Annotated in this window: 22 protein-coding genes; 16 read left to right on the top strand and 6 right to left on the bottom strand. The window is 52.8% G+C overall.

The genetic code is table 11. The annotated features are described in order from the left end of the window. The 12 genes from JRI89_01645 to hflC all read left to right on the top strand — a co-directional run. The coding region (locus JRI89_01645) for a MurR/RpiR family transcriptional regulator (GenBank protein ID MBW2069936.1) at positions 1–762 on the top strand (762 nt) is incomplete at its 5' end. Positions 763–783: 21 nt separating this feature from the next. After that, a complete protein-coding gene (locus tag JRI89_01640) occupies positions 784–2,058 on the top strand; it encodes a M20 family metallo-hydrolase (protein ID MBW2069935.1) in 1,275 nt (424 codons plus the stop codon). A 13-nt stretch (positions 2,059–2,071) separates the two neighbouring features. After that, positions 2,072–3,400 (top strand): type I glutamate--ammonia ligase, encoded by a 1,329-nt coding sequence (gene glnA, locus JRI89_01635; GenBank protein ID MBW2069934.1) that lies wholly within the window; start codon positions 2,072–2,074, stop codon positions 3,398–3,400. A 272-nt stretch (positions 3,401–3,672) separates the two neighbouring features. Further along, on the top strand, positions 3,673–4,572 hold the full coding sequence (locus JRI89_01630; protein ID MBW2069933.1) for a branched-chain amino acid ABC transporter permease: 900 nt from the start codon (positions 3,673–3,675) through the stop codon (positions 4,570–4,572). Between the two features lie 57 nt (positions 4,573–4,629). Continuing rightward, positions 4,630–5,526: a branched-chain amino acid ABC transporter permease gene (locus JRI89_01625; protein MBW2069932.1), complete on the top strand. Its 897-nt coding sequence runs from the start codon at positions 4,630–4,632 to the stop codon at positions 5,524–5,526. Between the two features lie 19 nt (positions 5,527–5,545). Then, positions 5,546–6,259 (top strand): ABC transporter ATP-binding protein, encoded by a 714-nt coding sequence (locus JRI89_01620; GenBank protein ID MBW2069931.1) that lies wholly within the window; start codon positions 5,546–5,548, stop codon positions 6,257–6,259. Positions 6,260–6,261: 2 nt separating this feature from the next. After that, a complete protein-coding gene (locus JRI89_01615) occupies positions 6,262–6,978 on the top strand; it encodes an ABC transporter ATP-binding protein (GenBank protein ID MBW2069930.1) in 717 nt (238 codons plus the stop codon). A gap of 93 nt (positions 6,979–7,071) precedes the next feature. Next, entirely contained in the window at positions 7,072–8,283 is a 1,212-nt protein-coding gene (locus JRI89_01610; GenBank protein ID MBW2069929.1) for an amino acid ABC transporter substrate-binding protein, read from the top strand. Between the two features lie 285 nt (positions 8,284–8,568). Further along, positions 8,569–9,948 (top strand): MmgE/PrpD family protein, encoded by a 1,380-nt coding sequence (locus JRI89_01605; protein ID MBW2069928.1) that lies wholly within the window; start codon positions 8,569–8,571, stop codon positions 9,946–9,948. A gap of 592 nt (positions 9,949–10,540) precedes the next feature. Next, a complete protein-coding gene (locus tag JRI89_01600) occupies positions 10,541–10,762 on the top strand; it encodes a hypothetical protein (GenBank protein ID MBW2069927.1) in 222 nt (73 codons plus the stop codon). Between the two features lie 206 nt (positions 10,763–10,968). Continuing rightward, positions 10,969–12,003 (top strand): FtsH protease activity modulator HflK, encoded by a 1,035-nt coding sequence (hflK, locus tag JRI89_01595; GenBank protein ID MBW2069926.1) that lies wholly within the window; start codon positions 10,969–10,971, stop codon positions 12,001–12,003. Beyond that, complete coding sequence (gene hflC, locus JRI89_01590) at positions 12,000–12,944, top strand: protease modulator HflC (protein ID MBW2069925.1); 945 nt, start codon at positions 12,000–12,002, stop codon at positions 12,942–12,944. Before hflK ends, hflC begins: the two co-directional genes overlap by 4 nt. Before the next feature lie 203 nt (positions 12,945–13,147). Here the strand turns inward: hflC and JRI89_01585 are convergent, their stop codons facing one another. The 3 genes from JRI89_01585 to JRI89_01575 all read right to left on the bottom strand — a co-directional run bounded on the left by JRI89_01585 (position 13,148) and on the right by JRI89_01575 (position 16,486). Next, complete coding sequence (locus JRI89_01585) at positions 13,148–14,125, bottom strand: RNA polymerase factor sigma-32 (protein ID MBW2069924.1); 978 nt, start codon at positions 14,123–14,125, stop codon at positions 13,148–13,150. Between the two features lie 128 nt (positions 14,126–14,253). Further along, complete coding sequence (locus JRI89_01580) at positions 14,254–15,636, bottom strand: GTPase (GenBank protein ID MBW2069923.1); 1,383 nt, start codon at positions 15,634–15,636, stop codon at positions 14,254–14,256. A gap of 145 nt (positions 15,637–15,781) precedes the next feature. Further along, positions 15,782–16,486, bottom strand: coding sequence for a hypothetical protein (locus tag JRI89_01575; GenBank protein ID MBW2069922.1), 705 nt, complete (start codon positions 16,484–16,486; stop codon positions 15,782–15,784). A gap of 174 nt (positions 16,487–16,660) precedes the next feature. On the opposite strand from JRI89_01575, the gene JRI89_01570 reads away from it, so the two are divergent. Further along, positions 16,661–17,113, top strand: a complete 453-nt coding sequence (locus tag JRI89_01570; protein ID MBW2069921.1) for a hypothetical protein — start codon at positions 16,661–16,663, stop codon at positions 17,111–17,113. A 116-nt stretch (positions 17,114–17,229) separates the two neighbouring features. On the opposite strand, the gene JRI89_01565 is transcribed toward JRI89_01570, so the two are convergent. From JRI89_01565 to JRI89_01555, 3 genes are read right to left on the bottom strand one after another with little or no spacing between them, the layout of a single operon-like run. Then, positions 17,230–18,126: a branched-chain amino acid ABC transporter permease gene (locus tag JRI89_01565; protein ID MBW2069920.1), complete on the bottom strand. Its 897-nt coding sequence runs from the start codon at positions 18,124–18,126 to the stop codon at positions 17,230–17,232. Continuing rightward, positions 18,107–19,012, bottom strand: coding sequence for a branched-chain amino acid ABC transporter permease (locus tag JRI89_01560; GenBank protein MBW2069919.1), 906 nt, complete (start codon positions 19,010–19,012; stop codon positions 18,107–18,109). Before JRI89_01560 ends, JRI89_01565 begins: the two co-directional genes overlap by 20 nt. Positions 19,013–19,071: 59 nt before the next feature. After that, positions 19,072–20,265 (bottom strand): amino acid ABC transporter substrate-binding protein, encoded by a 1,194-nt coding sequence (locus JRI89_01555; protein ID MBW2069918.1) that lies wholly within the window; start codon positions 20,263–20,265, stop codon positions 19,072–19,074. Between the two features lie 377 nt (positions 20,266–20,642). Here JRI89_01555 and JRI89_01550 point away from each other — a divergent pair, with 377 nt between their 5' ends. Genes JRI89_01550 through JRI89_01540 form a run of 3 tightly spaced genes read left to right on the top strand, consistent with a single transcriptional unit; the run spans position 20,643 to position 25,806 of the window. Further along, the gene (locus JRI89_01550; protein MBW2069917.1) at positions 20,643–21,332 is read left to right on the top strand and encodes a hypothetical protein; all 690 of its coding nucleotides are present in this window, start codon (positions 20,643–20,645) and stop codon (positions 21,330–21,332) included. Further along, complete coding sequence (locus tag JRI89_01545; GenBank protein MBW2069916.1) at positions 21,329–22,585, top strand: DNA repair exonuclease; 1,257 nt, start codon at positions 21,329–21,331, stop codon at positions 22,583–22,585. The genes JRI89_01550 and JRI89_01545 overlap by 4 nt, the downstream gene beginning before the upstream one ends. After that, complete coding sequence (locus tag JRI89_01540; protein MBW2069915.1) at positions 22,582–25,806, top strand: AAA family ATPase; 3,225 nt, start codon at positions 22,582–22,584, stop codon at positions 25,804–25,806. Before JRI89_01545 ends, JRI89_01540 begins: the two co-directional genes overlap by 4 nt. Positions 25,807–25,809: the final 3 nt, after the last annotated feature.

Genomic DNA, 25,809 nt, shown 5'->3' with positions numbered 1-25,809 from the left:
GCCAGTTATCTGCTCAACAACCACAACGATGTGGCCTTTCTTACAGCAACGCAATTGGCTCAGGAAATTGGAGTCAGTCAACCCACAGTCATACGCTTCGCCCAATTATTGGGCTTTCCCAGGTATCACCTGTTTGTGGAAGCCTTTCAGTCGCTGCTGAAAGCGGAGCTGACCTCTGCAGATCGCTTCAATTTGAGCCTGCAGAAAAAACATGACATCATCTTACGGGAAATACGCACGCTCAGCCATTTTGCCCGCTTTTTCCCACAGGAGGCTTTCGACAGGGCAGTGGAGGCCATTAATGGCAGCAACCGGGTAGCTGTTATAGGCACCAGAGGCTCTTCTTCCCTGGCTCAGTATTTTTCCTATTTTCTCGGCAAAGTAAAGCGTCGTGTCTGTGCCATCACTACTGGCGCCACAGCGGAATTTGACACGCTGCTGCAGATGGGGAAAGAGGATCTGGCCATCGCCCTGGCCTTCCCCCGGTATCCGAGGGAGACCATTGAGCTGGTTGAGTTTTGCCAGGGACGAGACATCTCTGTTGTGGGCATAACTGACAAGGTTGATGCTCCTCTGGTTTCCCTGAGCAAACTTTCTGTTGTCATTCCAATCACCTTCAGCACAATTTTTGATTCCTACTGTTCTGTGCTCTGCCTGTTCAACATGATGGTCACCGAGGTGGGCAGAATGAACCAGAGTGAATCCGCTGCCCTATTGATGGAATTTGAAGAACTTGCGCGCCACCTCAAGATTTTTGTCTAGACTAGCGGGATAACGAGAATCGTGAGAGACCTACAAGTCACTGCCGAGCAGATCAAGAACTCTCTGGATGGCGAACGACTGCATGAGCTCATCGAGACCTTCGCCGACATTGGCAGAGACGATGCCGGGGGGGTGACCCGTATAGCCTTCAGCCAGGAAGACCTGCAAGCTCGCAACCTCTTTATTCGCATTGCCGAAGAAGAGTTGCATCTTGAGGTGCGCCTGGATCCACTGGGAAATATTTTTGCCAGGAGAGAGGGACGCCTCGAGGACGCCCCGGTCATCATGAGCGGTTCGCATCTGGATTCGGTGAGAAACGGCGGGAAGTACGATGGGCCGGCAGGAGTCTTCTGCGCTCTCGAAGCGTTCAGGGCACTGGACCGGCTGGAAATTCTGACGCAGCACCCCTTTGAGCTGGTGGTTTTTTCCTCGGAAGAGCCGAATCCCTTCGGTCTGTCGACTTTCGGCAGCCGGGGAGTAGCTGGCAAACTGAAAAAAGAAGAACTGCTGGAACTCTACGATGATCAGGGAAGGAGTTTACGCGATGCGGTTGCTTTTCTGGGGGGAGACCTGGATCGCTTGCAGGAAGCCCAGATTGCGCCGGGAAAGATCGCCTACTTCGTGGAGCTCCACATAGAACAGATGGCCCATCTGGAAAGGCTGCAAAAAGACATCGGCATCGTAACAGGCATTACAGGAATCAAGCGAAAGCACATCCGCATAGAAGGGGAGGCCAGCCATTGCGGCACGACCTCCATGGCTGATCGCCGGGATGCGCTCTGTGCGGCAGCGGAACTGGTGCTCGCCCTGGAGGACGCCGCCCGCAGCGAACAGGGCAGGGCGGTTGCCACCATCGGGCGCCTCAATGTTTTCCCCAATTCCATCAACATCACTCCGGAGGCGGTGGAAATGGATGCAGAAGTCAGGAGCTTTGATCCTGCGAGCATCCAGCGCATTTCTTGCGCCATTGAGGAGGCAGCCCGCACAATACAGACCAGGCGGTTGGTGGCGGTTCAACTCGAAGAACTCTACGCCACGCAGCCTACCCACTTTTCGGACAAAGTGAGGGGCGCCATACAAGAGGCGGCCCGCTTCCTGGGATATGGCACATTGGAAGAGGTCAGCATGGCAGGTCATGACGCGGCTCACATGACCAGCATTACTGAATCCGGGATGATTTTCATTCCCTGCAGGCATGGCGTCAGCCACTGTCCTCAGGAGCACACGGAGACCGAGAATCTCCGCAGGGGCGCGCAGACACTGCTAAAGACCCTTTTGATCTTGGACCAGAGCTGAAAAAGGAGCAAAGATGGACGTGCAGTCGGCTGCCCAGCAGATCGCCAAGGATGAGATACAATTCATTGCCTTCCAGTTTACGACCATCGACGGGGTGATCAGGCAAGTCATTCATCCTGCCCGAAGACTCGAGGCTCTATTGTCAGAAGGCATTGGCTTTGACGGCTCGTCATGCAAGTATGTTCCGGTAAACGAAAGCGATCTCTGTCTTAAACCTGATCTGACCACCTATCGAGTTCTGCCCTGGGGGGAGAAAGAGAACAAGACGGCTCGATTCATCTGTGACGTGTACACGGCCGACGGTGAACAGCCATTTCCAAGCGATCCCAGAAGTTGGCTCAAGAAAATGGTCGGCAAGATGAAAAGGGAGTTTGGCCCGGGATGGGATTTGCTGCTTGCTCCAGAAATCGAGTTCTTTCTACTGGAAAAAGATGAAAAGGGAGCTTACTTGCCGCACGATCGAGGCTCATATTTCGACATACCTCCCTACGACAAGAGCGCTGAATTTCGAAAGGATTTGAGCCGGGCCCTGGATTCAGTGGGCATCGTCTGCGAAAAGAGTCATCACGAAGTGCCCAACGGCAAGAGCGAAATCAACTTTGCCCATGCAGATGCCCTTGCCACCGCAGACAACACCATCACTTACCGCCAGGTGGTAAAGTATTTTGCGGCTGAAAAGGGACTCATCGCTACCTTCATGGCCAAGCCTTTTGTATGGACATACGGCTGCGGCATGCACGTCCATCTCAATTTGCGGGACAGCCAGAGCGGCGTCAATCTTTTTTACGATCAAGACAAGGAGAACTATCTCTCAGATACGGCACTCCACTTTATTGCCGGCCTGCTGGTGCACGCTGGCGCGCTTACAGCAATAACCAATCCCACGGTTAATTCATACAAGAGGCTGGTGCCGGGTTGGGAAGCGCCGGTTTATGTCTGCTGGGGATTCAACAACCGTTCGAGTTTGCTGCGCATTCCCGCTTCAAGCCCCGGGGCGAGGCGAATTGAAAGCCGCAATCCGGATTCTTCCTGCAACCCCTATCTGGCCTTTGGCGCCATCCTGGTGGCCGGGCTGGATGGCATCAGCAGGAAGCTCACGCCGCCGCCCTACATCAACGATAATGTATACGCCATGACAGCACAGGAGAGAAAAGAAAAAGACATAGCCGAGCTGCCGGAGAATCTCAAAGAAGCTTTGCAGGCCTTGCAAGCTGACGAAGTGCTGTGCAGTGCACTGGGAGAGAAGCTCTTGCAGCAGTTTGTGGCTCTCAAGGAAAAGGAATGGAAAGAATTTGCCACCGCGATCCACCCCTGGGAGCTGGAAAAATACCTGAACGTCTAGTCTGGTGAGCTCAACTCGACAGCCCCTGTTTTGCACAGTTTACGTTCCCTGAGTGCGGCTCGCCATGACAGTCATTTCCGTGCCGGACCTCCTCGAGGTGTGGATCTCTGAGCAGAAAGCAGCAGGATTGTCTGTTGCCGCTGCCATTTTAGGGGCGCTCTCAGTGCTGACCTGACAAGTTTTGCCTGTACAGCATACAGGCGCCGTGAGTTTCGGAACAACCGGGGTGAAAAGTGAACAGGATTGCCGCCCATTCGAAGTTTGTCTGGATTCTGATCACGGGGGGCCTGTTCGCCTTGATTGCGGCGCCTGCTCTACCTGTGAGCATTCCCTTTGTCTTTTATATGCTTTTCTGGATCACCCTCGCCAGCTCCTTCAATATTATTTATGGATATGTGGGCTATTTGCCTTTTGGCTATGTGATGTTTTATGGCATTGGCACCTATGTGACAGCTGTCTTGTGGAGCCGCCTGCACGTGCCGATGCCCGTGGCCATCCTCGCTGCAGGCGCAGCCGGGGGGCTTGCCTCACTGCTCTTTGCCCCCACCCTGCGTTTGAAGGGCATTTACTTTGCCATCGTCAATTTTTGCTGTGCAATGGTGCTGCGCATTGTCGTCTCAAACCTGCCTTCACAATGGGCTGGCGGGAGTTTTGGCATCACGCTTTCAAAAGCGTACAAACCTCTGGTCGGGTATTACTTCATGCTAGTCTTGATGGCGATCACAGTTGCCATCTCCTTTTATTTATCGCGGGCGCGGCTGGGAATTGCTCTCCGCTGCATCCGCGACGATGAAGCCGCAGCGGAGACTCTGGGAATAAATGTGCCGCGCTGTCGACTGAAGGCCTGGATTCTGGCTGCGGTTCTCCCAGCACTGGCGGGCGGAATCGAGGCGTGGTACACAGCTATTGTCGATCCAGACACTTCTTTTAATCTGATGATCACCACAAAGGCCATTGTCTACTCCATGTTCGGTGGGCTCGGCACAGTGACCGGGCCAGTTCTGGGTGCCGTCTGCCTGTACAGCGTCGACGATTTTATCTGGTCAAGATTTCCAGTGTTGAACCTGATGGTGCTGGGGGTGCTGATCATTCTCCTGATGCTTTTTCTGCCGCGCGGCATTGTTGGCTCGGCTTTTCAGAGATGGCCTGTTCTGCGACAGATTGTAAAGTGAAGGTGTGGAAGGCGCGTTGCTTGCCTGAGAGACGCCCGGGGTCACTAGGTTGTTCTGATGAATGATTTCATGTTGACAATGATCACTCAAGCCGTCATTTCCGGCATCCTGGTGGGCGTCATCTATGGTCTTGTCGGCATCGGCATGAACATCATCTATGGGGTCATGCGCATTGTCAACTTTGCTCACGGCGAATTCATGATGCTGGCTGCCTATCTGACTTTCACCTTGAATCGCTCCTATCACATCGATGCTCTGGAAAGCATCTTGCTGATCACCCCTCTGTTTTTCATACTCGGCATGGTGCTGCACGCCATATTCGGGGAGCGGCTCAGGCGTTCAGACGATCCTGAGATGGCCTCGTTTCTGACATTTTTTGGCGTCTCCCTGGTAATCACCTCTGTCATCCTGCTCATCTGGAAAGCCGATCCCCGGAACATCCCATTCCCTTTTCACAAATTGTCCGTGTTCATCGGCGACATCTTTGTGCCCATGGGAAGGTTGCTCAGTGCAGGGGTTTGTCTGGGCGCCATTCTAATAATCAGCCTCTTTCTTTACAGGACTTATGCTGGCAAGGCGGTGCGCGCCATCATCCAGAATCGGGAAGCGGTGTCCATAATGGGAATTGATGCTCACCGGCTGTCATCGGTGGTCTTCGGCATCGGCCTGGCACTGGTGGCGATTACCGGCAGTCTCATTACCCTGACATTTCCTGCCATAACACCGGTGATGGGGCAGTCCTACACATTGATTGCCTTTGTGGTGATCGTCCTCGGCGGCCTCGGAACGCCTCTGGGTGCCCTGCTGGGGGGCGTTGTTTACGGTCTGGCAGAAAGCGTCAGTGCGGTCTTCATGCCGGTGGCACTGTCGCCTGTGGTTGCTTTTGTCATCCTCATTCTGATGGTAATGATCCGTCCACAGGGACTCTTGGGCAGAGTGACGACCAGAATTTGAGAATCGGCCCGGGCATAAAATGGCATATTTGATCGAAATCGAAAACCTCGTAAAAACCTTTGGTGGAGTCAGAGCTCTAGACGGCATCAGCCTGTCGGTGCCTGAGAACACCATTGCCGCGGTCATCGGTCCCAACGGCTCCGGCAAAACCACTCTTCTCAATTGCATCAACGGTATTTACAGGCCGGAGAAGGGTGAAGTGCGCTTCAAGGGAAAGGCCATTACCGGGCAGCGCCCTCATATTACAGCAAAACTTGGCATAGGGCGTACCTTTCAAATTCCGCGAGTTTTCAAGAGAGTCACGGTCGTGGACAATATACTGGCTTCGGTTCTGGACTCCAACAAGTCCAACCGACAGATCCACCGTGAAGCCCTGGACCTGTTGGAGCAGGTGGGCATGCTGGACCTGCAAAACAGTCTGGCGGAGGAACTCTCCGGTGGACAGCAGAAGTTATTGGAACTCCTGCGGCTGTGGATGCGCGACCCGGAGCTTGTCCTCCTTGACGAACCGTTTGCCGGAGTGCACCCGGAACTCAAGACCCTATTTTTCGAACAGGTCAGGACAATGAAGAAACAGGGCAAGACGTTCATTTTGATCAGCCATGATATGAAGTCGGTCTACAGGCTTTCCGATGAAATCTATGTCTTTGATCTCGGCAGGGTCATTGCGCACGGCTCAGAAGAAGAGATCAAGGCCGACGAACGAGTCATCGAAGCGTATCTTGGAAGCTGACCATGGTTCTGCTCAAAGCTGAAAACCTGAGCGTGGCCTACTACAGGGATATCAACATCCTCAAAGGCGTCTCTGTGGAAGTTGCCGAGCAGTCCATCACGAGCATCATCGGCCCCAATGGGGCTGGGAAGTCAACGCTTCTCAAGGCGCTCTATGGACTGCTGAGACCGACAGGCGGAGCCATTTATTTTCGAGGCCAACAGATCAGCCATCTCAGGGTGCATGATTTCATCAGGCAGGGAATAGCATACGTTCCCCAGTTTCGAAGCCTTTTCCCTGATCTCACTGTGCAGGAAAATCTGGAACTCGGCACATGGATTTTCAAGCGAGACAGAAAGAGGGTACGATCGGCCATAGCTCGAGTTTTCGAGCGCTTCCCGATTCTTGCCGAAAAGCGCAGGCAAGCGGCCGGCCTCCTCAGCGGCGGCCAGCAAAGGATTCTGGAAATCGGCAGATGCCTTCTTACCGACCCCGACGTCTGTTTACTGGATGAGCCGACCGCAACTCTGGCTCCTAAGATTGCCAACCAGATTTACGCCACTTTACTCGATCTCAAAAGTGAAGGAGTGACCTTTGTCATTGTTGACCAACGCGTCAAGCAAGCCTTTGAAATATCTGACGCCATCTACGTGCTGGAGCTTGGTGAAAACAAGATCAGCGGCAGCAAAGAAGAATTTGAAGGTGGCCTGAAAGAACTGATCAAAGGATGGCTGGAGTAGGGGAGATGACTCTCGCATGTTCCTGGCGAGAGTCCTCGAAAAATGCAAACCTTTTTTGCAGGAGGTGTGGTCATGAAGAAGAAATTTTTTGTTATGCTCGCGGTTCTTTCCCTGTGTGTGTTGCTTGTGGGGTCGAATACGGGCTGGACCAAGGATGTGATCAAAATAGGCCTTACCATTTCGACGACAGGCAAATACACCTTTGCCTCCTCACAGGGGTTCAAGGGTGTAGAAATCTGGGCGGACCAGGTCAATAAACAGGGCGGCATAGCCCTTGGCGGCAAAAAGATTCCCGTAAAACTTGTCTACTACGACGACAGGAGCGACAAAGAAACGGTTGTCAAACTCTATGAAAAACTTATCAACGAAGACAAAGTGGATGTCTGCTTTGCGCCCTTCGGTTCAACGCTTACGGGCGCGGCAGCAGCGATCACCGAAAAGCATGGCAAGATGCTGGTCATCTGGTCGGCCGCCTCGGACGCCATCTACGCCCAGGGCTACAAGTACATTGTCTCTGCCACCGAAACTCCGGTCTCTCTTATGCCCAAGCCTGAAGTGGATCACATGGCGACTCTGGGAGTCAAGAAGATGGCCATCATCTACGTGGATGAACCTTTCCCTGCAGGACTCGCCAAGTATGCCAAGAAGCTGGCAGAGGAGAAGGGCATCAAAGTCACCCTTTATGAAAAATATTCGCCGGGGACGAAGGATTTTACCATGCTGCTGCAGAAGGTCAGAATGACCAGGCCGGACTCCTTTTACGCCTCTGCTTACATGGATGATCAGAAGACAATGATTCGCCAGATGAAGGAAGCAAACCTCATGTTTCCCTATGTTTACATGGTCTATTCGGGCATGCCGCAGTGGGCGGATCTGGGGGATGACGGCCTCTATATTTTCGGCCACACCCTGTATCACGACAGCCTGAACTGGAAGGTCAATGCAGGGCTTTCGCGGGTGGAATTCGAAAAGGTGTTCAAGAAGAAGTTTCCAAATGCAGAAAATCCACCCGACTTCCAGACGTCTCTTGCCTATGGCGCAGGCGTGCTCCTGGAAAAATTCATCACGACTGCCAACTCTCTGGATGCAGCAAAGCTGAAGCAAGCTGCCCTGGAGCTTTCAGACAAAGTTACGGTCATGACTGGACCTTACGCCATCGACGAGGCAGGCAAGCAGTTGAAGATGCCCTTCGTGGTGACGCAAGTGCAGAAAAAGGGCGGCAAACAGGGCCTTGTGTTGCTCTACCCTGAAGAAGTGGCCACAGGCAAGGTCGTATACCCGATTCCCGGCTGGAAGGAGAGATAGTAGAGCAATATATTGATCTGCTCCCATAATGGCGAGATAGGCAGGCCTGGAAGATGTGGTTCCTGCTCTATCTCGCTTTTTCAAGGCAAAAGTTGTTTAGACCGTATTCTCGAGTTGCTGGTTTTGTCTGTCCATAATTGTTGCGGTCCGGATGATGGGAGGAGCAAGCTTCAATCGAGCCCTCGATGGGAGTGATTCCGGAGAAGGGTTTGTCCTTCCCTTGTCAAGATCAATTTTCGCGGTGCAAAGCTGCCATCAACTCTTATTCGGGAGATTCCTACATAAATGAAAGAGCAACTGAGAACGAGTGAGGTGCTGGCCAAACTGACCCTGGCAGTCAATTACGAGGAACTGCCGCAGGAAGTGGTCGTGAAGGCAAAAGAACTTGTCCTTGATTCCATCGCTTGCATGATCGGTGGTAGTCGACCGGTACAGGGGCGCAAAATCATCAACCTTTTTGCGGCAATGGGTGGATTGCCGGAAGTGCAAATTCTTGGATCCAGCTGCAGGATGCCCCTGCTCAATGCGGTTTATGTCAATTCGTATCTGGCGACCGTGCTTGATTTTGATGACACCTACGACGGCCACCCTGGTTCTACAGTGGTTCCTGTGGCACTCAGCATTGGCTCTCTTTGCGACAGCCCGGGGAAAGCTTTTCTCGAGGCAGTGGTTGCGGGCTATGAAGTTGGCATTCGCATTTCCAATGGAATCAAGCCGTCTCCGGAACGCACCAAAGTGGTGCGCGGCATCAATACCTGGCAGATCTTCTGTGCCACAGCTGTGGCGGCCAGACTTCTGGGGCTCTCCTGCGAACAGACCAGAGACGCCCTCTGTCATGCCGCAATCCACGCCTCCGTGCCTTCCCTGAGAAAATGGGGCTTCATCGACGGCAAGATCCAGTGGCTCAAGAACAACTTTGGCTGGACCTCGTATGGAGGGGTGCTCTCTGCTCTGTTGGCGAAGGAAGGCTTTGTTGCCGACACAACCATCTTCGACGGCAGAGATGGCTTCTGGATCATGGCCTCATCGGATCGATGCGACTATGAGGCTATGCGAAAGTCAATGGACAGCTTCCATACGCTTCTGGTGCACACCAAGCCCTATCCTGCCTGCCGCCACATTCACCCGAGCCTGGATGCGGTGCAAGCGCTTCTGCGGGAGAAAGATATAGCTCCGGCAAGAGTTCAGAAAATTCGTGTACATACCTTCTACGAGGTGGTAGAAAATTATACCTTCTTGCCGTCCACGCCGTTTGACGGCTGCTTCAGCGCCCCATATGTGATCGCCCTGCTGCTTCACGGAATTCAGCCTGGACCCGAGTGGGCGCGAGAAGAGTACATTTCAGATGACAGCATCTTGGAGACAGCCGCCAAGGTGGAAATAGTGGAGTGGGAAGAGGCAAGCAAGCTCTATCCCCTGGTAAAAAGGGAGCTCATGTCGCGAGTGGAGATTTTCTCAGAGGGAGGGCAAATTTATGAGAAAACCATTCGCACCCCCAGAGGCGATCCCCGCAATCCTATGTCCTGGGAGGAACTGCAGGAAAAATTACACAGCGTTGCGGATCCAGTGTTTGGACCCGGAAGGGCCAAACGAATCTGCTCTGCTGTCAAGGCGGTGGAAGATTTTTCCAGCATTTCTGAATTTGTCGCCTTGCTGAGTCCGTGAAGGAGTTGCAAGATCACTGTGGGCCGAGGTCAATTCACCGAGCTCCTGCAAACCATCATGGGAGGTTGCCAGCCAGTACCCAGGTTCCTTGGGAAGAGTTGGATCAACTGGTTCTTCTAGAAATTCAGTGTGAAGATATTTTATAAGAGGCTTTTCTTATCTCTGAATCAACACTCTTAATTTTCGGAAGTACCTGCCGCCCCCAACGCTAGCTGTGCCTGTTATAATCTGCCAGCCGTACAAGAGAGAGCCTGACAGCAGTAGCAATCGCCATCCTGGCAACAAGTCGGCAGCCGAAGGCTGCAAGCCTGCCTATGCCAATCGTGGATCTCTCTTTTCTAGGTGACCATTTACGCCTTGCTCTCATTTTGCTCTGAAAAGCATCCTAGAGGTCATGACCACACCATGATTATTTCTTTTTTCAAAAATCACGAAAAGTCTTATTGACACCAACTCAAAAAAATTACCTTTAGCCTATTTTTACAGTCTCATCAGCCAGAAGTTTTGAACTGCCCTGGCGGTTGCGCCACTAGAATAAAGATGCTAGGCTTAGCATCTTGATGATTACTGTACGGCAGTGCGATCTGAAGAGATGAACGCACGGCAGAACACAGGCAGCAGCATGGGATCTGGGTCGATTTTCTTGATGCGAGTTGGTCTCGGCATCCTCTTCGCTTACCTGGTGGTCAAGCTTTTTTATCCAGGAGGTGGAGTTGTGGCGGTGGGGTTTTTTGCCCTTTTTTTTGTGGGGCTTGCCTATCTCATGGCCCATCTCCGCCAGAAAAGGGCAGAGGAAGAACGCTTTCGCAAGTAAGAGAGATTTCTCCGGTCTGCAGTTCGGCAGGACGACAAACATGGTGAAGCATTGCCAACGGCCGAAACAATACTTAGAATATAGTATTATCATTGAAGCAGACCACGGCATTTGCCCGAACCTTTTGGGGGCGAGCAATAGCCCACATAATTCACATACTTGATCCGGCTTGAACAGGCAGCCTACGAAGGAACATTATGAGCCCTATGGATTGGCAGGGTCCTCCCAAGAGAGGGCCTAGTGGCATCCGCGATTTCGAGGAAGTATTTCAACGGTTCAGGCAGCAGTTTCGCTTCAGAGGCCCGAAAGGTCTATCTGTGGGCTTGATCATGTTACTGGCGGTGATAATTGGCGTTGGCTATACCAGCTTCTATACTGTTGCTGCGGAGGAGAGTGCAGTTATCTTGCGATTTGGCAAAGTGGTCCGCACCACCGGCCCTGGTTTGCATTTCAAGCTGCCTTTTGGGGTGGAGATGGTGCGCAAGGTCAAAACCGGCCGAAATTTCCAGACCGAGTTCGGCTACCGTACTGCTGAGGCTGGAGTTCGGACCCGCTTCGTCCAGAAGGGATTCGAGCACGAATCTCTCATGCTCAGTGGTGATCTGAACGTGGTGGACGTCCAGTGGACAGTGCAGTACAAGATTCAGCAGCCCACCGACTATCTCTTTGAGGTCAGGGATGTGCCGAGCGCCATCAGGGACGTCTCAGAATCAGTCATGCGGCAGGTTGTGGGCAACCGTTCCTTTGATTTTGTTCTCACTGTAGGCCGCCCGGAGATTGCTGCCGAGGCCAAGGCAGAGATGCAGAAAGTCCTCAACAGTTATAAGACGGGAATTCAGGTGGTAAACGTGAAGCTGCAAAATGTCACACCTCCTGAATCAGTGAAACCTGCTTTCAATGAGGTGAACGAGGCAGAGCAGGAGAGAGAGTCGAAAATCAATCAGGCGCAGGCTGCCTACAACAGAGAAATTCCCAAGGCAAAAGGAAATGCCCAGCAGATGATTTCTGAAGCCGAAGGATATGGTGTGGCTAGAGTTAACAGAGCAAAAGGTGAAGCCGAGCGTTTCCTGGCGGTTCTCAAACAGTACCGCCAGGCGGAGGACGTTACCAAACGACGGCTCTACCTGGAGGCTATGGAAGATTTTCTCAATAATGTGGAAGAGATTTACGTGATAGATGCCGAGCAGAAAGGGTTGATTCCGCTTCTTGATCTGAAGAAAGCACGAGGCACCGGACAATGAAAGGCAAAGGACTTCAAATAGTGCTCGCCCTGGTGGTCGTGGTTGCCGTTGTTGCAGCCAGCTCGTTTTATGTCTTGAACGAAGGCGAACAGGCTGTCATTACCCAGTTTGGCAAGCCGGTGGCAAAGCCCATAACCCAGGCCGGGCTTCACTGGAAAATGCCTTTTGTGCAGAAAATAAACAGGTTTGAAAAGCGCATCCTCAAATGGGACGGCAGTCCGAACCAGATTCCAACCAAAGACAAGAAGCTTATCTGGGTAGACACCACGGCGCGCTGGAGAATTGCAGACCCGCTACTCTTTCTGACCCGGGTTAGAGACAGGACCACTGCCTTATCACGCCTGGACGGCATTATTGATTCGGTGGTCAGGGATACGGTTTCTGACAACAATCTCATCGACTTGATTCGCAGTGAAGGGTGGGAGACTGTGGAGAAGACCAGTGGCATTCCAGGCAGTGAAATGGCCAGAGAGGCAGGGAAGGCCGGTGTAGGACGGGAAGTACTCATGAGGCAGATGCGTACGGCTGCGGCCAAGCTCACCCCTGAATTTGGCATTGAACTCATTGATGTTCGTATAAAAAGGATCAACTATGTAGAAAGCGTCTTGAAAAAAGTGTACGACAGAATGATCTCCGAAAGAAGACGAATAGCTGCAAGATATAGGTCTGAAGGAGAAGGCGAGGCCGCCCGCATCAAAGGCGAGATGCAGAAAGAGCTGAAGAGAATTTCATCGGAAGCCTACAGGAAGGCCCAGGAAGTTCGCGGCAAGGCGGATGCTGAGGCCACCAAAATATATGGTGAAGTCTACAATAAGGACCCTGAATTCTATTCCTATTCAAAGACTCTGGAGCTCTATCGCAGCGGTTCCTCAAAAAATACCAGGTTGATTTTGACTACTGACAGCGATTTTTATAAGTACATCAAGGAAATGCCGCAATAGGTAAAAAAATGCCAAAAATAAGAAAAATTCGTATTGCGCTCCCTGAAAATTTGTGTATTATGAAATAAGGTCTGCGCGGTTCCTACCGTGGTGCCCCTAACGGTGTTGTGCGGGAATACATCGCTGGGGGCTTTTTTTGTGCTCTCGCCGCTCAGGGTGCGGACGTTATGAATGCCAGCATTCATCCTGAGCTGGCTGCTGCCTTATAAGACCTCTGAGTAGAGATCGTCTATATTGTCTATTTCTTCCTGGAGATAAGTTTTTATGTTCTTGATTATCCGACTCTGTATCTGCCGTACCCTCTCACGGCTTATACCATAGCGGTCACCGATCTCCTGTAAAGTGAGGGGTTCGTCGGAAAGCAAGCGGTTATCGAAAATGAAGCGCTCTTTTTCCGGTAGACTTTTCCTGAATTCGGCCAGTTTTTCCCGAAGAATTTCTTTTCTCTCGAATTCCGCCAGTTGTTCATCAACTGCCACTTCTTCGGAGGGCAGGAACGACTGCTGGTCGGTTTCCGAATCCTCCTTGATGGGAGCGTCCAGAGATACCTCCCAGCTGCCCAGGCGCTGATCCATTTCAACTACTTCCGACTCTTTGACATTCAAGCGTTCAGCGAGCAGTTTTGGTCCAGGCTCGAACCCCATTGAAAGGAGGCGATCCTTTTCCTTGCGCAGATTAAAGAAGAGTTTTCGCTGCGCCTGGGTTGTCCCTATTTTTACCAGCTTCCAGTTGTCCATTATGAATTTAATGATATAGGCCTTTATCCAAAAAGAGGCATAGTAGGAGAGCTTGTAGCCTCGGTACGGATCAAACTTCTTGACCGCCTGCATGAGGCCGATATTGCCTTCTTGAATGAGATCCATGAGATTGCGCATCCAGTGGCGCTGGAAACTGAGAGCGATCTTTACTACCAGACGCAAGTTTGAAGTAATGAGTCTGTAGGCAGCATCGAGATCCCCCTTTTCTCTGTAGCGGATAGCGAGTCGCTGCTCCTCCTCTCGGCTGAGAAGAGGATACCTCTTGATTTCCATGAGATAGTGCTTGAGAGGATCATAGGGGACAAGGGAGTCGGTGGAGTACGAGGAGAGGGGCGCTGTATCCGTCTCAGGAGAAAAGTCGAAATCTGCTCCCGGTTCCAGCACTCTTTCGCCTGTCTCTTTTGCCTTTTTTTTCTTTGCCATTGATGTCGGAAGTCCTTATAGCTGCAGCCAATCCCTCGGTGAGTCATCACAGGAAGGTATTTGCACCACGCGATATTTTAAGCTACCCCAGTAGTAAGCAAGTGTCAACCCATGGGAAAAAGCTGCTTCTAAAAATTGAGGCAACCAGATGAACCATACTGCCCCGTTCTTATGCCATTCTCCTGGAGGAATTCATCGAGAATCTGGGCAATGGTTGGCTCGCCCACAGGCGCTATGTCATAGGTCAGCCTGAGGCATTCTTTATTCAAAGTAAGGATTTTTGCAAGGTCTACTGGCGTGGCTACCAGTATTACATCTGCTGGTGTGAAGTTTATAGTTGCTTCCAGGTCTGCCATCTGCTCCTCGCCATATCCCATGGCAGGCAGCAGCTTCGCTATATGAGGATAGTCAGAATAAGTCTTTCGCAGGGTTCCCTGGGCGTAAGGCTTTGGATCAACGATCTCGGCCGCTCCGAGCTCAAGGGCTGCAAGATAGCCGATGCCGTAAGGCATTTCACCATGAGTAAGGGTAGGACCATCTTCCACCACCACTACTCTTTTGCCCTGAAGAGCCTCTGGGCGGTCCACCTCATATGTTGAAGCAGTTTGCAGCAGCCTGGCCGTGGGGTTGACTTGCCGGACTATTTCCAGGACCCGTTCAATCGAGTGGCGAGGGGCACTGTTCACCTTGTTGACTATCAAGACATGAGCCCTGCGTAAATTGGTCTCTCCTGGATGATAGAGCATTCCGTGTCCAGGTCTGAAGGGATCGAGCACAACCATTTCCAGGTCCGGTCGAATGAAGGGGAAGTCATTGTTGCCCCCATCCCAGAGAATGACTCGAGGTTGTTCCCGCTCGACTTCTGTCAATATCTCTCCATAATCCACACCAGCAAACACCACGGCATTTCGAGCAATGAGAGGTTCATACTCTTCACGTTCCTCGATGGTACAGGCTTCTCTGTCCAGGTCTGCCCGGCAGGCGAACCGTTGAATACGCTGACGACCAAGGTCTCCGTAAGCCATTGGGTGCCGGATAACCACCGTGGTGATATGCCTTTGCCGGAGAAGATCGCAGAGATGTCTGGTCAGCTGACTCTTGCCGCAGCCAGTGCGGACGGCACACACGGAAATTACCGGCAAGGGCGTCTCTAACATGGTGCTCTGCGGTCCGAGGAGTACAAAGTCAGCACCTGCCGCCAGTGAAATGGAGGCATGGTGTCCCAGCAGTTCGTGGGAGATATCACTGTAAGCAAAGACTACCTGATCTACTAGCTGCTCGCGAATTAATTGCGGCAATAATTTTTCGGGCACTATGGGAATGCCATCAGGATAATGGGGACCGGCCAACGAGGGAGGATATACCTTTTCCTCGATCCCAGGAATCTGTGCTGCGGTAAAAGCAACTACTCGGACAGTGGGATCGCTGCGATAGAGCATATTGAAGTTGTGAAAATCCCGGCCGCCTGCCCCCATTATGACTATTTTCTTTTTTGCAGAGCTCACGTTCATCTCAGGATCCAGCCTTTCTGCCTCGAGGTGTCTATGAATTCTTTTGTATTGATGGATCATACTACAGGGATCTTCATGTCATTGACTGAAATCGCTGCAAGTCCTATCTTGATGAAGAAGAATGTCGCGGTGAGCAGGATGCTGCTCACTGATCAATGAGTCTCCGAAAAGCTCTTTGCAGCTCTGTAGCCAGAACCAGGCGAATCTGAGTGAGCGGCACTGTTTCCTGCACCGCCTGCAGAGCCGGTTCCACCCAGAATCGCTGGTCCAGGAGAGGCCAGACCACCTCTCGGGCGAAAGGGAGGAAGTCTTCCTGGATGCGTTTTCCAGCAGGGCTGGGCCAGTGGAACTCAAGGGCCAGGAAGAAGAGGAACAGCCGCTTGAAAATTCTCAGATCATAGGTTTCAAGGGGAATCTTGTTCTGATGACGGCTGATGAGGCGCTGGCCGGTTTTCCTGAAGCGATAATACACTGGAACCCGGAATGTTACCCGGAGAGAGTCCTCGAGCAGAGACAGTTCTGCGGCAATGTCATGGTATTGGGGAATCTGAAAATCGTTCAGAATGAGTACTTCTTCGGCAGCCCTGGCAAAAACGGCTTTACTCCAGTCCATCACCAGGAGGAATTCAGGCTGACGACGCCATTCTCTCAGATCATTCACGGTTATGCCAGTCTGTTCGGCAATCCAGGACATGGAAGCCCTGCCGAGGTAAGCCTGCATCAGGGCAGCCGCATAGTGGCGTGCAGACATGGCCACCGTACGCCCCCGCAATTGTGTTGGCCGTGGCGAACGAACGAACTCTTCGAGCCTCTGGTGTAGCCACTGTTGATAAAGGAAAATCCGCTTCATCTCATTTCTTCGCACCAGAGCGGGCTAGGGTTCCAGTACCAGGCTAGGGTACGACACCGGCGGCAGAGTGTCAACGCGGTCCCTGGCACACCTTTGAACTGTTTGCACCGGGTGGCAAGGAACTGGTTGTACCCTTGCAACTTTATTGATATGGAGAAAGGTAGTGGTGTCAACATGGCAAAGAATGAAATTCTTTTGGATGTCAAAGATGATTCGACTGAAGAGCAGGCGCTGCCAACGGTTTGCTTTGTGGCCAGATGTTATCCGGCTGATTCTCGAGGATTTGTCCATTTGAGTGCAGAGTGCAGCTCAATGGAAGAGCTGCTGCAGGAGGCAGAAGAACTGAAGCAAAGAATCGATGACCTGGAGCGCCAGGCAGTAGATCTGTTTGCCAGGTACGAGGCCAGCCCCAGCGTAGAACAGCAGAGATTCGCCACTGTAGAAGAAGCCTGGCAAGCCCTGGAAGAATGTGCTTCGTTGGCAGAGATGCAAAGCATATTCAACAATCTGGACAAGGAAACTCGTTTGCAAATTGCAGACTACGTCTTTACCAGGACAAACATCTTCAAGGGAGCTGCTTCAACCTTTTCGCAGCATTACAATGAGGTAGACTCTGTCCTGGAATAGCTGGCAACACTGGGGATACGATTGAGTCCAGTTTGCCCACTCTCCCGGTTCCCCCTGGAAGCGCCAGCTGGCCGTGATTCCATCAGCCCCTGAGCTCTGTGTTCACAGTACTTGGACTATCGGCGTCTTGTCTGAGCTACCCCAAGGCCGATGAGAAGCAGACCGTAAAGGGCCGACTGGAAGTTGGGCATAGTGGTCCAGAAGAGTTCCTGGACACAGGTGAGGACAACAGCGCCCAGAAAGGGCCCCCAGGTGGTGCCCGGTTTAATGAGAAGGCACATGATAACCGGAGCGAGAGAATGTTCAAGGCTGAATACTTCTGAAGGCACAATAAAGGAAATCAGCCGGGCATGCAGGCAGCCCGCCATGGCAGCAGGAATGGCGCTGAGGACCAGCGCCTTTTTCTTGATATTGCCACTGTTAATCCCTATGGATTCAGCCATCTCTTCACTTTCCCGGACAGCAGACAATTTAAGCCCCAGACTCGAAGTGCTGACAAGCCAGTGTCCCACTACAACCAGAGCTGCCAGGGCAGTGATGGCCAGGAAGGTTTTCTGCGTATCTGCACTTGGCGGTAGGGACAATCCGGCAGTGCCGCCTGTGAGTGACACCACATTTGCAGCCAGATGGTAGCCGAGAAAGAGCAGGCCCAGGGTGGCCAGGGCAAAGACAGCACCCCCCAGTCGGAACAGGGGAAGACTGAGCAGGACGGCTGCAAGCGCCATCAACACGGCGCCCATGACCAGAGCGGCCACTATACCCAGGTTGTGTTGCAGGGCCAGGGCAGCCACGTAGGCGCCACCGCCAAAGAAGAGCCCGTGTCCCAGATGCAGATATCCCAGAAGTCCGCCAACCATGTCGTAGCTCAAGGCCATGCTCAGGTGGAGAAACAGGCCGGCAGCAAAGAGGCGAAGGTAGCCACCCTGGAGAGAAGAGATGCCGAACAGCAAAAAGACCAGGCCGGCAAGCAGAACTGGCAGTGTTTTTTCTTGATCAATCTGTGTGAGCAACACCAGAAAACCCGTGCCTCAGGAAAATGCCTCGAGGACGCCAGCAAAGCAATCCTAACAGAATGACGATGGACAGAGTGCTTGCCCAGTTAGAGCCGAAGGGACTGGCCAGCATGGTCTCGAGAACGCCAAGCAGCAAACCGCCAACCAGTGGTCGTATCAGTGAGCCACTGCCGCTTACCACGATAAGAAAAAGCGATTTAAGTGTCAGGCTGAGTCCCCTGTCTGCAGTAATGGTGAAGATGGAAACGTAGAAAAGTCCTGCAACGGCTGCCAGCAGCGTGGCCAGGGCAAAGACGATGCCGGTAACTCGGCTGAAAGAAATTCCCATGAGGGTAGCACCGGTAGCATTCTGGGCCAGAGCTCTCACAGAGCGGCCAATGTCAGTGTGCTGCAGCCACAATTGCACGAGGATGGAAATCAGTATCATGGCAAAGAGGACAAGGAGCCGATTGCCCGGGAGGTAAAGCCCCAGCCAGTATAGAGTGGGCAGGTGGCTGGACAACCCCACGGCATTCACCTGCCAGATACTGGTTATAGAGTTTTCCACCAGCAAAGACATACCAAGAGTGATAAGGAGTGCCGGCGTCAGCAAGTCGTCGGTGGCCCGTTGCAAGGGCCCACAAAGAAACAGGCGGAATAGACCCCAGCCAATTCCTGCCACTAGCAGCGGCACCAGCAGAGCACACATAAAAAGCAAGTCTGTGGCAGCAGGCCACATGGCTAGCGTCTGGTAGAGAAAAGCTGCCAGGATCAGGAAGGCTCCATGCGCCAGGTTGAGCAGGCCCAATACGCCAAAACAGAGGGCCAGTCCCACTGCAACCAGGCCATATATTCCTCCTAGAAGCAGACCGCTCAACAGGAGCTGAACAATAGTGTGCAGATCCACAGTTGTTGTCTCCTACCCCCTTGCAGATCCGGATTTTATGAATCACGCTTTGGCGTGCGTCACTGTGGCCGCGGATAAACATGAGGGGCTGTTGCCACTTCCGGTGGCCAAATGATCTGGTACTTGCCATCTTGAATTTGCGACGGATAGGTGTTGATGGCACCGACACCGTTGTCAGCAAAATAGTCTGGACCACCTATGGTGGTGATCTTCAGGTTTTTCAAGGAATGCATGAGTTGGGCGGCATCGACAGAGCCAGCCTGTGTCAGAGCTGCTTCAGCAATTTCAAAGGCCATCATATATGCTGGAGACCAGGGATAGTCTTCCAGGCTTATCCCAGCTTCCTGGAGGAGCCGCAAGAAATGTTGGGGATTGCTGTACTTCATTCCCGGAGCCCAGTACGATTGCCCCACTACAAATTCAGCAGCTTTGCCGAGCGGCCGCCGAAAAACGCCGCTGTGATGGATGCAGTGAAATTCGCGCGGCGACAATTTTAGCTGATAGGCCTGCTTCATGAAGGCCACGGCAAAGGGGATGTTGGCAGACACATAGACAATGTCTGGATCGAACTTTTTCAGTTTCATAATGGCAGCTGTGAAATCGCTGCTGTCAGGGGGCAGGACTTCACTGGTCACCACGCGAAGCCCAGCTTCCACGGCAAGTTGGCGCGAACCCTGGTAGACGCCCACCGGGTGCAGGGTGTCTTCCACCACGAAGCCAACTGTGCGAGCCTTGCCTTCAGCCTTGATCATCTCCCAGTAGCGATAGGTGTACCGCGGTGCAGCATCAATGACGCAGACCAGCCACTGGAAACCCCTGCTGTATATTTTGGGCGAGTTGGCGCAGATGGCAATAAAGGGCACATGATATTGCTCAGCGGCAATACTGGCGGCGAAGGTAAGAGGGCTGCTGTAGGGCCCGAACAGCAGGTGCACGCGGTCAATGGTCACCAGACGCTCGTAATAGCGTCTGGCAGTGGCAGCGTCACTGCGGTCGTCATAACTGATGATTTCGACCGGCAGCTTGCGGCCAAGCTCCTTGAGAAAGATTCCTCCCCGCTTGTTTATCTCAGCAGCCCAGGCTTTGACCAGTTTCTGGAAAGGCCCAACCTCGGTGGCGAATTTGCCGCTGGCAGAAACAGTAAGGCCTATTCTGATGAGCTTCGGAGCTTCAGCCGAGGCGGACAAGGGTGCCAGCAACAAAAAGGCCAGCAGACAAGCTACTATGCTGGTTGAGATAATGAACAGACGCATAATCCCACCTCCTGAATAGGAAATTCCCCCGAAAAGGGCACGGTTCCATTGTTTCCCTCTTACTGAAAAAGCCATCCAGGACGAGTCTGGATGGCTTTCACCTAGAGCATAACTCGATAATTATAGCAGCGCTCATTTTCTGAACGGTGTAAAGATTACATTACTATTTGCTATGTTTGTTTGCAAAAGTCAAGGGCGAACTAGCGAGAATTTTTGCTTGCGAGTTACGGGTTCCGCATTGTGAGATGCGACTTTCATGACAGATGAAATTGCTTTTTATAGAAGAATTCAGCGGAGATGCTTGATGAATAATTCTCTTGAATGTGCTATATAGAGCCTCAATGTCATCTCGGCACCACTACTTACCTGGGAATTCCATGAACGCAGCAAAAATTTCACTCACTGATTTATTCCATCAATTTGCGCGAGTCCAGCAAGAATTACTTCGCCTCGGCCGCAGGGGTGTGGATGTTTCCATATCCGCAAGATTGGAATTACTTCTGCAGCGCTACCCATGCCAGCAAGACCGTACTTTGCTGGGGAGGGCACTTGTTGATCCATATTTCCCTCTGGGCATGGTGGCCGCCACTTATTTTGCCGATGTTGACGGCATGCGATTCTATATTAACAAGGACAGGGCAGATCTTGAGCCACATCTGCTTGCAGAACTTAGACAGCACTCTGAAGCCTTTGTGCAGATTCGCTGGGATATTCAGCACAGGTTCAATTCGGATAGCATCACCTGTGTGCCGCTTGATGGACGCGAGCATCCTTTGCCTGCAGGACAATGGTGCAGCCTGTGCGGCATCTGCTGTCAGATTGGCGGTGTCCCCACGGAGCATCCCGAGGGCGTGAACTATCCGGAGCACTGGCAAGAATACCTCAGAGGAGAAGCAGTGGTCAATCAACAGGTCTGTCCCTTTCTTTTTCAGTATTTCGGCAAGCCTTTCTATTTCTGTGCTATTCATAATATCAAGCCCTTGTCCTGCCGTCAGTTTGACGAGCAGGCATGTCACCACAGGTTAGCCGAGCGCAGACTGCACTGCTGCAAGAGTGGACAATCTTGAAAAGCTTCTCTTTCCTCCATACAGCGGATCTTCACCTAGACAGTCCTTTCCATGGACTGCAGCAGATAGACAGCCGCATGGCCAGATTGCTGCGCGAATCCACATTTCAAGCGTTTGACAACGTGCTTGATCTTGCCTTGCGCAGAGAGGTGGATTTTGTCCTGGTTGCCGGGGACGTGTACGATGGTCGGGATCGCAGCCTGCGAGCACAGCTGAAATTCAACTCCGGGCTGCAGCAATTGGCAGCTGCCGGCATACGCTCTTTTGTCTGCCACGGCAACCATGATCCCCTGGATGGCTGGTCTGCATCGCTGCAGTGGCCTTCTGAAGTGTATGTTTTCGGGCCGCATTTAGAGTCAGTAGTGGTGCCGGTGGCAGGTGAACCTCTGGTGCGTATCCACGGAATCAGCTACCCGCACAGCCAAATTGATCGTTCCTTTGGTCTCGGCTTTCGGAGGATGGGCCGAGAGCCTTTTCAGATAGCTCTTTTTCATTGCAGCGTGGGCGAAGACCCGGCTCATGAGACATATGCCCCGCGGAGCATAGCAGATCTTCAGAGCGCTGATCTTGATTACTGGGCCCTGGGGCATGTTCATCGCCAGCGAATACTAATGCATAGCCAGCCTTTCATCGGGTATCCAGGCAATACCCAGGGCCGCCAGATTCGCGAATCAGGAGCCCGAGGCTGTTTTCTTGTGGAGGTAAACAGTAGCGGCCAGGTGCAGGTAACCTTTGAACCTGTAGACGCTGTACGTTGGTTGTCCAAAAGGGTTGATATATCTACTCTCGAACGGGAGGTGGAGCTTGTCGAGGCGCTGGAGAGGGTCTGCGAAGAAAGCCGCGACCAGGCGGAGTCGCGGCCGGCCATTGTTCGAATCACCCTGGTCGGCCGTGGGCCACTGCATGCCAGCCTGCGCCGTCCGGGATTTGTGGAGGACCTCACCGAGCAGATCCGCGAAACCGGCCTCAGAGAGGAAAAACCGGTCTGGGTGGAAAAATTGGTGTGGCATACCAGCCCCGCCATCGACATTGCCAGCCGACGACAGGCTGCTGACTTCATTGGTGAAACCCTCAGAGTGATCGAATCTTATCGCGGTGATTATAAAGGGCTTCTGGAAGTACTGCAGTCACTCTACCACGACCGCCGCGGGCGAATCTTTCTGCAGATGCCCCAACAAGAAGAGCTCGTTGATATGATCAGGGAAGCGGAAACCTTGTGCCTCGATGAACTGATAGGCGGGGAGGGCCAATGAGATTCACTGGCTGGCATATAGACGGCTTTGGAGTTTTCTGCAATCTGGATGTCTCCGGCCTGTCGCCAGGATTGAATGTATTTGCTGGAAAAAATGAGTCTGGCAAGACTACCCTGCTTGCCTTCCTGAGAACGATGCTCTTTGGCTTTCCACCAGGCCAGCGTCGTGAGAATCTCTATCCACCCCTGTCTGGCGGCCGTCATGGAGGCCGTCTGCATCTTATAGACAACGAGGGCAATCTGTACGTGGTTTCGCGCTACTACGGCCCCAAACGAGGTCCGGTCACAGTACTGCTGCCTGACGGCAGCGAAGGAGGCGAGGAAATTCTACGGCAACTCACTGGCGCAGCTACCGAAGATCTCTTCCGTTCAGTGTTTGCCTTCAGTCTCAACGAACTGCAGCGGTTCGAGTCGCTCAACAGTCAAGCAGTTAGGGCTGCCATCTACAGCGCAGGCACCGGCGTTGGCCAGGTGTCGCTGGCAGCTGTGGAAAAAAAGCTCCAGGGCTCGTTGGGAAACCTCTTTAAACCAGGAGGCAAGAAGCCCGTTATCAACCAGTTGTTCAAAGAACTCGGGCAGGTGGAACAGGCTATCAAGCGAGAGATAGCTGAAGTGGACCTCTATGATACCCTCTGCCTGCAGCTGGTGCAGAGTGCTGAACGTGTCGAGGTACTGGAAGAGAAGCTGCGGCGGAAACGCCAGAGACTGGAGCGACTGAAACTGTTGGAGGCTGGCTGGGAGCACTGGGTAGCAATGGAAGGGTTGCGAGAACGACTTGCAGACCTGCCAGAAATAGAAGATTTTCCCGAGGATGGCATTCACCGTCTGGAAAGACTGCAGGAAAGAAAGCAGGTGCTCCAACCTCGACAGCATGAAATGCTGGAAAAAATCAAGCAGTTGAAGGAGAAACTTCATTCCATACCGGATTACGAGAAATGGCTGGCAGCAGCAGAAGCCATCCGACTGCTGGAGAGAGGTTTTGACAGTTTTGTCTCTTCCAGAAAAGAATTGCTTGAACTTCGACTCCGCCTGAAAAAAGAGAGAGAGGCCCTGGCTGAAGATCTCAGAGCCCTGGGTCCCGAGTGGAACCTGGCCAGGATCAGCGAATTTGACAGGTCCATAGAGGCGAAAGAGAAAGTGCGTCGCTTCCAGGAAGAGCTCAACATAGTCCGCCAAGCAAAGCAGGGAGCAGAGCAAAGCAGAGAGCACGCCAGGAAATCGGTCGCAGAGATGCGCATCAAGGTGCTGGAGGCTGACAGGACTCTGGCGCAGATGCCGGAGCCGCCAATGAAGGAGGCAGACGAACTCTGGCGGCGACATCTTGAATTGCGCTCTCTCCGGAATATCTTGCGATCGCGGCAGGAGTTGCGGCAGCGCTGGCAACACCTGCGTGAAAGGGTTGCTGACTTTCGAGGCCAGCAAGAACGCTTGCAGGAGAGACTGGCGGCTAGCCGCTGGCTGCCCCTGTGGTCCGTGGCCATTGTTGTGCTTGTTGCGGCTGCAGTTACGGGGACAACAGCCTGGTACGGGGATCTTGCTGCAGGTCTGCTGGCGGCTATAGGGGGGCTTATACTCAGCGGTTGCTGGCTTGCCGTTGTCTTGTGGCAGCGGCGGCAGCAAAAAGCCCAGGTAGAACAGACAACGGCGGAGCTTCTGGAGGTGGCAAGAACACTGGATACTTTGACTAGAGAAGAAAAGCACTGTCAAGCTCGAGTCGAGGCAAGAGAAAGAGAACTTCGAGAGAGATGCCTGGCTCTGGGTTTGAGCGGCAATATCTCTAGAGAAGAAATAGACAAAATGGAGGTCAGCCTCAAGGCTGCCCAGGAACTGTTGCAACAATGGCAGCGAGTTCGAGATCGCTGCCAGGAGATGAAGGCAGACCTCGAACGCTGCCAGGAAGAGCTGTCTGCCCGAGAAGAGGCTCTGTCTCGAGCACGTAATGATCTCCAGGCGGCAGAAGGGCGATGGGGGCACTGGCTGCAACAGATGGGGTTGGCCACTGACCTCTCACCCTCGAGTACGCTGGAAGTCATGGAGCGAGTTCGCACCCTCTGGCAACAGGCTCGCAATCTGGCTGATCTTGAAGAAAGGGAACGAGCGCTGGCAGGTAGTGTAAGTTCTTACGAAAAGATGGTATTGGCTGCAGCCAAACAGGTGGGCGTAGAAAGTGGACATGCTATTGATATTGAACCGATGATAAGCCGGATGATACATGAACTGGAGCAAGCAGTGGCTGCCCAGCAGAGTTCTGAACAGATCAGTGAGGCTCTTCGAGAAACCAGCGATGAGCTTGCCCGGATTGAGACTCAACTTTCAGAAGTGGACAGAGAATTGCACTACCTGTTCACAGAGGGGGGCTGCAGCGAAGAGAAGGTGTTTCGGCAGCGAGCAAGGGTCTTCGAGGAGAGATCGAGAGTTGTGGCGGAGATCAGACATCACCTCAGCAGTCTGGAAAACCTTGGCGGTAGAGGACCACAGCAACAGGCTTTCCAGGATGAGCTCAGGCAGACGTCCCTCGAGAGTCTGCGCAGCGAACGGGAGCAAAAGCAAAGAGAAGTGACAGCTCTTGAAAACGAGATTGGCCAGTTGCGTGAGCAACTCGGCCGCCTGGATGAGAGGAAGCAAAGATTGGAAACGGCAGAAGAGCTGGCGCTGTTACGACAAAAACGCAGTGAACTCATATCCTCGCTCACAGAGGCGGCACGTGAGTGGAGTGTGTTGGCCCTTGGACTGCACTTCTTGAGAAGAGCACGCCAGGTCTACGAAACTGAAAGAAAACAGCCGGTAGTCCGGGAATCAGAGAAATTCTTTCGCACCATCACAGGAGGCAGATATAAAAAAATCCTGGCGCCCTCCGGGGAAGAACGAATCAGGGTGATGCAAGCCGGTGGCAAGCAAAACGATTTGCTCACTTTGAGTCGCGGCACTGCAGAACAGCTTTACCTCTCTCTACGTTTTGGCTACATTAAAGAATTTGGGAGGCGGGCTCGCCCTCTACCTGTCGTCATGGACGATATCCTGGTAAACTTCGATCCCGAAAGGGCTGCTGCCGCTGCCAGGGCCATGTTCGAGTTGGCCTCCGAGAACCAGATACTCTTTTTTACCTGTCACCCGGAAACGGTTGCACTCATAAGGAATCTCGACGACAGCGTGTCCGTGTGGCAGTTGCAGGAAGGAGAGTGCCTTTCGGGTGATCACAGACAAATGAATGAGCTGAACTAGATT

This window comes from Deltaproteobacteria bacterium, from assembly GCA_019309045.1.
Taxonomy (GTDB): domain Bacteria; phylum Desulfobacterota; class Syntrophobacteria; order BM002; family BM002; genus JAFDGZ01.
This window is presented reverse-complemented; position numbering and strand designations above follow the sequence as displayed.